This is a genomic window from Methylobacterium sp. R2-1, assembly GCF_014191355.1.
Taxonomy (GTDB): Bacteria; Pseudomonadota; Alphaproteobacteria; order Rhizobiales; family Beijerinckiaceae; genus Methylobacterium.
This window is the reverse complement of sequence record NZ_JACHWM010000010.1, coordinates 90185-101523: the sequence shown is the minus strand read 5'-3', so window position 1 is coordinate 101523 and position 11339 is coordinate 90185. Positions and strand designations below refer to the sequence as shown.

7 protein-coding genes and 1 pseudogene are annotated in these 11339 nt (G+C 66.0%); 4 read left to right on the top strand and 4 right to left on the bottom strand.

The annotated features are described in order from the left end of the window. Positions 1-87 precede the first annotated feature (87 nt). Positions 88-2199 carry a TonB-dependent receptor gene (locus FHU13_RS15235; RefSeq protein ID WP_183436706.1) on the top strand — a complete coding sequence of 704 codons (2112 nt, stop codon included), beginning with the start codon at positions 88-90 and terminating at the stop codon, positions 2197-2199. Continuing rightward, the gene (locus FHU13_RS15230; RefSeq protein WP_183436705.1) at positions 2196-2939 is read left to right on the top strand and encodes a DUF4198 domain-containing protein; all 744 of its coding nucleotides are present in this window, start codon (positions 2196-2198) and stop codon (positions 2937-2939) included. The genes FHU13_RS15235 and FHU13_RS15230 overlap by 4 nt, the downstream gene beginning before the upstream one ends. A gap of 898 nt (positions 2940-3837) precedes the next feature. On the opposite strand, the gene FHU13_RS15225 is transcribed toward FHU13_RS15230, so the two are convergent. After that, complete coding sequence (locus tag FHU13_RS15225; protein ID WP_183436704.1) at positions 3838-5256, bottom strand: hypothetical protein; 1419 nt, start codon at positions 5254-5256, stop codon at positions 3838-3840. 112 nt (positions 5257-5368) lie between these two features. Between FHU13_RS15225 and FHU13_RS15220 the strand changes: the two are divergent. Then, positions 5369-6190 (top strand): annotated as a pseudogene (locus tag FHU13_RS15220) (IS701 family transposase); the annotation flags it as partial. 43 nt (positions 6191-6233) lie between these two features. Next, on the top strand, positions 6234-6359 hold the full coding sequence (locus tag FHU13_RS28600) for a hypothetical protein (RefSeq protein WP_409518503.1): 126 nt from the start codon (positions 6234-6236) through the stop codon (positions 6357-6359). A 670-nt stretch (positions 6360-7029) separates the two neighbouring features. Here the strand turns inward: FHU13_RS28600 and FHU13_RS27825 are convergent. Genes FHU13_RS27825 through FHU13_RS15200 form a run of 3 tightly spaced genes read right to left on the bottom strand, consistent with a single transcriptional unit; the run spans position 7030 to position 11088 of the window. Beyond that, entirely contained in the window at positions 7030-8370 is a 1341-nt protein-coding gene (locus FHU13_RS27825; protein WP_281411616.1) for an E2/UBC family protein, read from the bottom strand. After that, positions 8363-9943, bottom strand: coding sequence for an adenylate/guanylate cyclase domain-containing protein (locus FHU13_RS15205; protein WP_246714682.1), 1581 nt, complete (start codon positions 9941-9943; stop codon positions 8363-8365). Before FHU13_RS15205 ends, FHU13_RS27825 begins: the two co-directional genes overlap by 8 nt. Before the next feature lie 59 nt (positions 9944-10002). Then, entirely contained in the window at positions 10003-11088 is a 1086-nt protein-coding gene (locus tag FHU13_RS15200) for an adenylate/guanylate cyclase domain-containing protein (RefSeq protein WP_246714681.1), read from the bottom strand. Positions 11089-11339 lie beyond the last annotated feature (251 nt).

Below are 11339 nucleotides of genomic sequence, written 5' to 3'. Positions count from 1 at the left end.
GATGCGCGTATGAAAAACTTCTGACTTGTGCATACCAAGTATTTGCGATCTAGTGCCGCTCGGATGCCCTGAGCCCTGGGTTGCACGATGTCGTCGCTCCTGACGCGCCTGCTCGCATCGGCCGGTGCCTGGGGCGCGACCCTGCTCCCCGGTTACGCGCTCGATCCGGCCGCGGTGGAGTTGGAGGAATTGCAGGTCACGGCGCAGTCTGGACCCGCGAACCCGGTGGCGACGGTCTCGGGCCCGACCGCGAACCTGAAGGCGGCGCTGTCTCCCTCGGTCTCGGCCCTGCCGGGCAACACCACGGTGATCGATGCGGCGGAAATCGCCCGACTGCCCGTGCAGAGCTACGGCGACCTTTTCCGTCCGGTGGCCGGCTTCGACGTCTCGAACTATGGTCAGGGCGGCGTCGGTTACGGCATCGCGCTGCGCGGCTTCAGCGATGCCGAGCACGGGCGCGACGTGGCCGTCTTCATCGACGGCGTGCCGATCAACGAAGTCTCCTCGATCCACACGCCGAACTACGTCGATCTCAATCCGTTGATCCCGGAGACCATCGCCTCGATCAGCATCGTGCGCGGGCCGTTCTCGGTCGAGGCGGGCGATGCCAATCTCGGCGGCGCGATCTTCATCGACACAAAACGGTCTGAGCCCTTCTCGACCCTCGGCGTATCGGGCGGCTCCTTCGGCACGGCGCGAGGGCTCGCCACCTTCAGCCAACTCGGCCCCGGGCTCCAGCCCTTCCTCGCCTACGAGGGCTACGGCACCGGCGGCTACCGCGAGAACGGTGATCTCGGGCGCTACAACGCCTTCAACAAGGTCACGATCCCTCTCGATCTCGGCTCCAGTCTGTCGCTGCGGGTGCAGATGTACGGCACCGGCTTCGGGCAGCCGGGCTACTTGGAGCGCGATCTCGTGCGGGCCGGCCTCGTCTCGCCGCGGGCGGCGACCAACGTCACCGATGGCGGCGGCAAGACCCTGCAAACCTTCGTGGCCAATTACGTCAACGGCGCGCCCGACGACGCGCTGTCGGCGCTCCTCTACGTCAGCCACGACGTGTTCAGCCGCTTCTCGGATTTCGGCGGCGGCCAGCGCGGACAGGTCGAGGAGCGTGAGACCGTCGGCGGGCGCCTCCGCAAGGTCTGGACGACGAGCCTGTTCGATGCTCTTCCGGCCCAGATCCTCGTGGGCGGGGATTGGCGCACGGACGCACTCGACGTGAACACCGGCCCCTCGGTGGCGCGCAGCTTCACTGCGCGCACCCTCGATCTCGACCTTCTCCAGCACAACCTCGCGGCCTATGCGCAGGTGCAGATCAAGCCGGCGCCCTGGTTCAAGCTGACCGGCGGCGCCCGCTTCGACCAGTTCGTCTACGACGTGCGCAACCGTCTCGACCCCGCCCTGTCGCCCAAGGTGAGCCCCAACGTGGTCTCGCCTAAAGGTGGGGCGGCGGTCACGCCCTTCGACTGGCTGGAGCTGTTCGCCAATTACGGGCAGGGCTTCCGCAGCCCCTCCGCGTCGAGCGAACTGACGAACAATCCCCGCCTCACCCCGCTGACCATCGAGAGCACGGAGGGCGGCGGCCGGCTCGTGTTCGACCGGTTCAGCCTCCTCGGCACGGTGTTCTTTACCGACATCGCCAACGAGGTGTTCCAGCCGGCGCCCGGCCTGCCGGTGCAGAACCTCGGCAAGTCCCGTCGCGACGGCTTCGAGGTCGAAGCGAAGCTCCTGGCCTACCGCGAGGGCCTCGACCGGGTTGCCGTCTTCGCCAACTACTCGGGCGTCTCAGCCCGGCTGCTCAACGGTGCGCCGTCGGTCTTCGTCCCCAACGTGCCGGCCTTCCTCGCCACCGTCGGCGCCGAGTTCGACGTCAGTGCGCCGGCCTTGCTCGGCCCCGGCCGCCTGACCGGCGCGGCCTACCTGTCCTATACCGGCGCCAAGCCGCTGACCGAGGACGGGGGCTTACGCTCCTCGCCCTATCCGCGGGTGAGCGGCCGGATCGCCTACCTCCACCAGAGCGGCTGGACCACCTTCGGGCAGGCCACCTGGTATCCCGGCGACCGCACCAGCGAGAGCATCTTCAACTTCGGCTCGTCGGTCTCTGCCGTGGCCGCCGAGATCTTCACCAGTCCGCAGCCGCGCCTGACGCTGCTGGCCGGCATCACCTACGGCTTTGCAACGGGAGTACCTACACGATGAGACGCATCGCCCTCTTGGCCACCCTCTTGGCCGCCCCCCTGGCCCTCGGCGCGCCGGCCTCCGCCCACGACATCTGGCTCGACCCGACCGGCAGCGGCGTGCAGGTCCTCTACGGGCACCCGCACGAGCCGGAACTGCCGAGCGCGGGCAAGCTGATGAGCCTGACCGCTTATGAGCCGTCCGGCACGGTGGCGCTGAAGGCCAATCTGGAATCCGGCCCGGCGCCGGCGCTCAGGGCTGCGCATCACGGCGATGCACTGTTCGCGGCGTCCTACGACAACGGCTACTGGGTGCGCCTGCCGGACGGCAGCTACCGCAATGCCAGCAAGCGGATGTTGCCGCAGGCCGACAAGAGCCTCTGGTCGGTGAAGTTTGCCAAGGCCGTGTCCGGCCCGACGGCACCGTGGGACAAGGTCGTCGGCCAGCCGCTGGAGATCGTTCCGCTGGAGGAACCGGCCTCGGCCTCGGGCAAGATCCGGGTGCGGGTGCTGTTCGAGGGGCGTCCGCTCAATGGGGCCAGCGTGGTCGCCACCGACGGCGTCAACTTCAAGAGCGATGCGGATCAGGCCCGCGCGACGACGGATTCGGAGGGCGTGGCGGTCGTCTCGCTGCGCCGTTCCGGCCCGCAGGTGCTCGGCGTCAGCCACCGCGTCACCCCTTCGCAGACCCCGGCGCTCGCCGATGCGGACAGCTACGGGGCGACGCTCGCCTTCACCGTGACCGACCCGAAGACCAACTGAGCCCGGAAGCGGGCGACACCCGGTGACCACGGCCTCGGCCTGTCGCCACCGGGTGGCCGCGATGCCGTTGCTTCCGTCATGTCGAGCATCACCCTGGGCCTTGAGCCCTCAGGCGATGCTCGACACACCGGATGATGCATCGTTGTCTGAGGCTGAGACGACTTTCGTAGAGCGATACTTCAGAATGAGGGCTTGTTGGCATCGGCATCGGTGAGGTTTCAGCACTTCGCGACGACCGCTGCAGCAAGCCATTGGGCCGCGTCCGACCCACCCGTTGCCGTGACACTCGATACTCATATCGCGGGTCGTCATGATCTTTTCCGGCCTACTCGCGCAGGCGCCGCGGCGTAGATATTTATTCCCAGCAGCATTTCCGTAGTAATGGCGCATAAAGCAGCCCTTCGCATGACGTATCCTCCATCATCATTTGATCTGTTGCTGGACGAACACTCGCTGCGGCGTACAATCTCTGCCGCAAGATGTTTTGTGCGAGTCACAACGTGCCCATGACGTGCGAATTTGCTTCGCATCACCGTGAGTTCCAACTCGGCACATGAAGAAGGGGCGCACCGATGTCTCGGTGCGCCCTGGTATCGTCACAGCGAGGCTGCTCTCCCGCTCAGCGAAGGCGCGAGGAACAGCGATCTACGGCGCGCAGCACGTACCTGTGGCGTGAGGCAAAACATGGAATTTACGTATCAGCTAAGTCATTGTTAAATCGTAATTATTTCTGTGATCGATCTGGAGAAATAACGAAAGATGCTCATTCCAGCACATTAAGATGCTCGGCAGGCCGGCCATTGGATCGCCGAAGGCCCGCATGAATTACAATCGACACGATGAAAAAGCCCCCGCGGATTTCTCGGCGGGGGCTTGTGACCTCGTTCACGCGATCTCTTTAGATGCGCGCCAAGTCCGATCTTCGATAGAAGGCGGCCCCTACCTCCTCGCGCCGGATTCGTGGCTCGATGCCGAGTGCGGTCAGTCGCTTCTGGATCTGCCGGAAGTGAGTCCCCGTTGTTGCCATCGCTTCGAACAGGGTGACGTGCTCCGCACGGAATGCCTCGAGGTCGGCTTCCCTGATCACGTTCACGGGGCATCGGTTCAAAGGACTGACGATCGTTGTCGTCTGGAGAAAGCCTAGATCGATCAGCTTGCGGACGACCGCGGAGTTCGTGCGCATCACCTTCTCAACCGCTCGGGCTGTCGTACAGCCGTCCATGGAGCCCCGCGTCCGATCACGAACCTCAGACACCCGAACGAGCAGAGCCGAGAAGCCGTGAGCGTCTCTCCGTCGACCGACCCAGGCCAGCTTGCGCCCGAGGACGAGATCGAGGATCTCGGCGGTGCTGCAGCAGACTTTTTTCACCGCTCTCTGAATGTCGACCATGTCCTCGTCGGGCTCCGCGACGGGCACGGCATCGGCGAACAGCCTGGTCAGGAACGTGTCGAGGTCGCGGCGCCTGAACAGGTGATCGAGTTCCGGCCGCTTTGGGAACATGGGCTTGATGAACCCGCCGTCGACGAGCAGCTTCGTCTGGACGCGGCCAGCGCCGAGGTACTCCTTGACCTCCGTCATGAACAAGCCGTCGGCGGCGTCCGCGAGAGTCGGGGATGCTGCGACGGCGTCGAACAATGCACTACCGTTTGGAAGCTCAGCCTGCTCCTTCGTTAGGATGCCGGTCGCCTGGAGGATCTTTCGCAGACGTTTGGGATGTATCCGCAACTCCTGGGACGCGGTGTACACGGAGTGCAGGATGCGGCGCTCGACCGGCTTTCCGAAAATCGTGTCTCCCGAACCGAACGGCATCCTCTCGGCGATGAACTCCGCGACGAGATCCCGGACCACGTCGAAGTCGGGGTGCAACTTCTCGAATGACAGAACCTTGAACCACCGCCCGAGAACAGCCTGCGGTCCCTCGGTCGCGCTGCGGGTGTAGGGATAGGAGCAGACGAGCCCGTCCATGAACTCGCGGATGCCGACCTCGCCCTTTTCCGCGATCGCGACACCCGTTGTTCCGGCTGCGCACCAGTCGTCGTCCGCGAGGGTGTTGAAACGGACGTCGCGGCCGAAGCGTGCAACGGCGCCGATGGTCTCACAAACCCCGATGCCGACATGCAGAGGCAGCGTGTCCAACCAGTGGATGTTTCCGCGTCCTTCGTCGAGGCGGTCGAGCACATAGGTTTCGAGGCTCGAGGCGGTACGGCAGGTGGCCCTCTCGGAAAGCGCTCCGAGATCCGGCAGGTGTGGCTTCAGCAGCCTCGCGAAGTCGTGGTTTCGCGAGGTCTCCTGATGCTCGAGCTTGACCAGTGCCATGCCGTGTTTCCGGCAAGTCTTAATCGCTGCGATCGGCCAGATGGCCCCCCCATAGGCGGCGGTTTCGGGCTTCGACGCCTGGGCGCAGTCCTCGAGAAGGCAGGCCGGGATGACCAGGGCCGGTGTCCCCGAGGATCGGCGCGAGGCCCGCACCAAGCTGGAGATCGCCGTCGCGGAGATCGACCGGGTCCGGGAGGGGGGCGTACGCTTCGGCTGCGTGCTGGCCGATGCGGGTTATGGGTCCGCCCCGTTCCGACAGGCCCTGAGCGCGCGTGGCCTGACCTGGGCTGTCAGGATTTCGGGGCGCAGCAAGGTCAATCCGGCTGGCGCGACGATGATCTTCCCCGTCGCGGGGCGCGGACGACCGCGCAAGCGTCACGTCCCAGATCAGGTCTCGGTTGCGGCCGAGACGATCCTGTCAGACATGACCGGCCGGGCGGTGGCCTGGCGGCACGGCACCAAGGGTCGGCTGCGGGGCCGCTTCTGCGCGTTGCGCGTCCGGATGGCCGATGGTCCGACCCAGCGGATTGGCACAAAAGGCAACCAACACCTGCCGGGAGACGAGGTCTGGCTGGTGCGCGAGGAGCGCGGCTCGGGCGAGCGCAAATACTACCTCACGAACCTCCCCGCCGACGCGACCCTCAAGCAACTGGCCGCAACAATCAAGGCGCGCTGGATCTGCGAGCAGGCGCACCAGCAGATGAAGGAGGAACTCGGCCTCGACCACTTCGAAGGCCGCTCTTGGACTGGGCTGCATCGCCACGTGCTGATGACGATGATGGCCTACGCCTTCCTCCAATCCCGGCGCCTCGCAGCGACGGGACGGAAAAAAAAGAATCGCCTGCCCACCGCCCCAGCCCTCGATGTCGGCGATCCGCCAAGCCATCCTGGATCACCTCAGCCGGCCACCGCCGCGGCGATGCCCGTACTGTGAGGCCGCCCTCGACCAGCCGCCTTAAGGACAATCTGCCAAAGTAGTGCTAGGCCTTTCCATCAGCTACACGCCGATCGCCCGCTACGGCGGTACAATCACGGTCCACAGCGAGCTTGAGCGAGGATCGATCTTCGTGATCTGGCTTCCGGCGGTTCGTCGTCCGCATTGATGTCCGCCATCTGTCTTCATGAGTGTGGATCGGCGTTGAGGCGTCTCATCATACGCTTCTTCTAAAGGCTGTAATCTATGTCTAGATTGTTCTGGGCATGGTTGCGATCGGCATCGTCCGACAAGCAAACTACATGCGGCAGTACAGTCGCCTGCCCGACGTTACCAGCTACTCAATACCCGTCACGCGATCTTGGATGCCGAGCACGCCGCGCAGGTTCCGGATAACCATTCCCGCTCGACCTGCACTCCACCCTCGGTCATGGTGGGGTACTGGTCGATCCACCGGTCGGACCAACGGCCGCCCGCCTCGGTGAGCGAAGCACGCCGCGCGGCATGAATCCTATGGCACGGACGCGTCACCTTCCCCAGGAGGCAGTCCAGGGCCAGCTGGGCGACCAGCGACGTGACGAACCCGAGCTCGACAGGCCCGTACGGCTGATAGTGGGCGCCGCAAGCGGGCTCTTCAAAAGCGACTGCCCGCTCGTCGGGCCAAGCCACCACCCGGAAATGGGGTACCCCCGTCCGGTCCAGCCCGCACCTGAGGCAGCCACCCCCAGGCGTGATGGCCACCGCATGCCCCGCGACAGCGTGCGCCTCGGCCAGCCGTAGACGACGGGCATCGGCCTGCCCAGCCGGCACTGCCAGTCATTGAGTTGGCTTTCCGCGCGTCAATCCCCCATCGCCGACACGATGAGGTGACTTCCCCGGAGCGTTCCTTCATCGACGGCCAACATCGCCTGCGCCACGACCGGGAAGGCATCGAATTTCCCGTGCGGGTAGCCAATCCGCAGCTTCGCAGCCAGCCCTTCCGCCTTGTTCCCGCGCACGCAGGCGGCGCCGAGCGGATGGCGCCCGACGTTGGCCCAATCAAGTGCATCATGGTCGATAAGATTCAGGTGCCCGACGCCCGCCTGCGCGAGCGCGAGCGCGACCGCCACCGGCGCGCCGACCGATCCACAGCCCAAGACCGTGACCGTCGCGCCTGTCAGCCGTTCCGTGCGCAGATCGTGCCCGCGACCGTGGATCCAAGGGGCATCCGCTCGCGCCGGCTCGTCGCGCACGACGGGATCGCTGCCAAGGTATCGCCGTACCAGCAGTCCGCTCGGCAGGCGTGAGGGCCGGAAGCCGTCGTAAAGTGGCGCTGTCGAGCCGCCGCAGCTGCGTGCGCCCCGCGGGGGCGCGATAGCGGCCGTCACAATCCCAGGGCCGAACCGTCCCTCCGCGGCGATGACCGTGACGATGCTGTCCTGCCGCGCGGAGACGAGGTCCGATAGGAGACGCGGTGCCTCGCCGCCACACCTCTCCACCAAGACCTGCACGTCCCGCGCCGTCCTCGGGTACTCGGACGGCAGCATCGGCCGGTCGAGCCACACGAGCAGGCCCTTTTGCAGTCGCGACGGGCGGAGGACTTTGTCTCCATAACGGTTCCGCAGCCAACCCGTGACCTGCTCCTCGGTGTCTCCGAGCAGGCGGAGGCCCGTGGTCTGCCAGACGGCGATCTCGCGTGACGGCCGCTCTAGCCGCAGGATGCTCGTCTGGCGTCCGTCCGAGGCGTTCCGATCGTAGCGCCAGTAGGTGAGGAACTCATCGAGGAAGTCCCTCTCCACCATGCCCCCTTCCAAAAGGTCCCGAACGAGGGTGCAGCTCTTTCCGAGCAGCCGGACCACCACTCCGGCCGGATCGTCGGGATCGAATTCGCTCATGTTGGCGAGTAGGCACAGACTGCCATCGCGCTCGACGTGGGGCCACGTGAGGAACGGCGGCCGTTCCAGCAGGCCGAACTGCGGTCGTACGAGCGGGAAACCCTCGGGTATCAGCACGTCGATGTGCCGTGGATGCGGTTCGCCGAAGTCGACGGGCAGTCGCCAACCCGACTTTATCCGGAAACGGTGGTGGTATGCGGCGAGGGCCCTTCGTCCCAACGGTGTCGGGTCGACACCGTGCAGTTCCCGGAGGCACTCGCGAATCCTCTCGACAGCCGCATGCCGCCGGATCGACGCCTCATGCATGGCGTCCGCTGCCTCGCTCCCGCACAGATCCGGCAGCGGTCGCGCCCTGGGAGATCAGCAGGCCGGACGAGAGCGCCGCCGGCCTCGCCACCGACGGGGCAGGGGCCGGCGTGACGACGTGACCGGCCTGGTCGTGGTCCCTGTCATAGACCGGTCCGGCCCCGAATGCCCGCCTGACCGCCGGGGAGGCGTTGGCGAGTGCGTTCGGCCCGAGGGCGGTCTGCCGTCCGTTCAGGTCGGACTGGATGGCCTCGGAGGTCGAGACTGCCTTGCTGGTGGCGCAACGGACGCTCCTGTCGCCCCGGATGCCCACCCTGCTGACCGGGGTCTCCCCGAACTCCGAGCCTATTGCGATGCCCATCTTGCGGATGCCGGGCAGCGTCGCCTTGCAGAGGTTGAACGAGGAGCGAAGGCCCCCGCAGAGCATGACGGCGGCGTCCACCGTACTCGCCGGCTCGGTCGCCAGCCGCGTGCCCACGGCCACAAGGCCGTGGAGGCAATCGCCGATGAAGCGTACCTTCCTGGCGCCGAAGTCGTCCCGGGCGCAGGCCGCCAACTCGCCCCGGATGACGTGCAGGTTCGCCGTCATCTCGGCGATGCGTCGACCCCTGATGCACGCGTCCACGTAGGCGGTGAAGCCGGATAGATCGGCGAAGACCGAGGCGAGCCCCATCCTGATCGAACGGCTCGGCATCAACTCGGCGAAGTCGATGGTCTTGAGCGGCGGCTCGTGGCGGTGGAAGCGGAACGTCGCCTCGGGGGAGGTGAGCGCGGTCAGATCCATGTCCGTTTGCAGAGCGCGGACCGCGGCGAGCACCCGTGCCCGGATCGGCGCCGGATCGAGGCCGGACCACGCCTGGCCGTAGCCCGCGTTGGCAAGCCCGTATTGACGGTCCTCCGCGAGCGAGGTGGAGCGCTCCGAGGCCCAGCCGACGCTTGGTTCGCCCAGAACCTCGCGGGCGCGGTCGCTGAGATAGATGCCGGGATGGTCACCCTCTGCCAGCTTGGCTGCGTGGTTGGCCGGGCTGCCGAGGAAGAGCGGCTCCATATCCGCGCCCCGACCGCTGCTCACGGCGACCGCACGCCCCGTGTCGATACCAATCCTGACCCGGGTCTGGAGGCGGGCGCCGCCGATGTTCTGGCCGGCGGCCTCAATCGTCTCCTTCAAGGTCACTGCGAATGCGACGGCCCGGAGGACGCGTTGGCGCTCGTCCCCGACGGGCGTCACCAGGACGGCGTGCAGCCGGGGGCCGTGGTAGTCGACGCGCTGCGCCTCGAACTCCTCCACGACCCTATCGGTTGCCGAGTAGTGGAGGTGCAGGAACTGTAGGACGCGCTTATGGCTGGCTTCGGTCTCGCGGCCCTGATCCTGAAGCCGATCGTGGTAGTCGAGCAACTGGACGTAGACGTGCACACCATCGACGAGAACCGCGCGGTTCCGCGGGACGGCAAAGATAGGCGACTCATCGAAGCCGAGCCTCTTGCCGCGGGCCTGCGCGTCCCGAACACGCTGCAAGAGGTACGTTTGGTCAAAGGTTCGCACGTCGATGGCCGACTGCGGTACGGTCGTCATGAACCGCGCGATGCGGTTTCGGCTTCGGATCGGATCCCAGGCCATGTCGGCACCTAAGGCTAATTCGAGGACAGGAAGGCGACGAAGCGCTTGCGGTGCTTGTCGAAGAATTCGACCGGGCTCGGTAGAAAGGAGGCGCGAACGTCATTGGGGAGTAGCTCGAAGACCGCGTCGCTGACGCGGACCCGCCCGCCCGACTGTTGGGTGTCGGGCTTGAACTGCTCGTATCGCGCCGCCTCGTTGACGGGCTGGCCGACGATGGTGAAGGCGATGCGGTCGCCGCCACCGAAGTCGCCGACGGATACCTCCCCCAGGTGCAGGCCGATCCGGATGCCTACTGGCGCCGAGGCTTCCGCTGCTGCCGCCTGGACGCGGCGGGCGGCCTTGAGCGCCGCCCTTGTGGCTCCGGCAACGCCCTTACTGAGGCGAGGGGCGTCCGGGCATAGCCAGAAAGCCATCACCGCATCACCCATATGCTTATCGACCTGCCCGTTCGACCGCTGAATCTCCTCCACCTGCGGGTCCGTAAGCCGACGGAGGGTGGCTCCCACCTCGACGGCGTCCCGCCCCTCGGAGTGGGCGGAGAAGCCCGAGAGGTCGCTGAACCAGATCACGGCCATCCTCTTGACCGGCGGGATGGCCTCCGCGCCATTGAGTAGGATGGCGCTGGTCGCCTGCACGCCCTCCGGGCAGACCAAGCGCGCGATAGCCCGGTCACCCCTGTTGAGATCCCGCGCCTGGCTCGCCCTCTGCAGGCTCGCCTCGTCGAGTTTCGCGACCAGGGCCCGCGCGACGGTCTCGTACCAAAGGGCCCTGGTTTCCCCGGCGAGTGCGTCGATTGTCGATCGGTCGATCCTCCACACCTTGGATCGGTAGGCTGCCACAACGTCGTTGCCGCGTACGGGTGAGGAGCCGGGCGCGCCCCGTAGGAATGCCATCTCGCCGATTATCTCGCCCCGTTCGCGGCGGGCGATGGGGCCGCCGGCCATGACCTGAAGCAGTCCCTCCTCGACGATCCAGAGGCAGTCCGCCTCTTCACTGCCTGAACAGAGGGCTTGGCCCTCGTGGAGCGTCTGAACCCGAAGCTCGTCGTGGAGGGCGGCTGTCAACACAGCCGGGTCGGGACAATATTTCTCAAGGAACATACTTATTCCAAGGCTACGGTTTTGCATGATTATTCCTAGAAATCGTAATGGCTGCGATGCCACAATGATTGGCTGAGCCCGACACTGGAAACCCAGGCTGCGCGAGCGACGATGACGCTCGTCCAGCTTCGGCCGGGCGCAACAGCTAAGCTTTCACGTTTTGTTCCCCGCGCCGTTCCAGGCTGCCATCCCAATGGCAGCCTGGAACCTATTCAGTCGAAGCTATTCACCTCTGCTCAAGAGGAGACTGG

Coding starts and splice junctions, on each gene's coding strand:
- FHU13_RS15235 (WP_183436706.1), top strand. CDS start 88: ATGTCGTCGCTCCTGACGCGCCTGCTCGCATCGGCCGGTGCCTGGGGC.
- FHU13_RS15230 (WP_183436705.1), top strand. CDS start 2,196: ATGAGACGCATCGCCCTCTTGGCCACCCTCTTGGCCGCCCCCCTGGCC.
- FHU13_RS15225 (WP_183436704.1), bottom strand. CDS start 5,256: ATGGCACTGGTCAAGCTCGAGCATCAGGAGACCTCGCGAAACCACGAC.
- FHU13_RS27825 (WP_281411616.1), bottom strand. CDS start 8,370: ATGCATGAGGCGTCGATCCGGCGGCATGCGGCTGTCGAGAGGATTCGC.
- FHU13_RS15205 (WP_246714682.1), bottom strand. CDS start 9,943: ATGACGACCGTACCGCAGTCGGCCATCGACGTGCGAACCTTTGACCAA.
- FHU13_RS15200 (WP_246714681.1), bottom strand. CDS start 11,088: ATGTTCCTTGAGAAATATTGTCCCGACCCGGCTGTGTTGACAGCCGCC.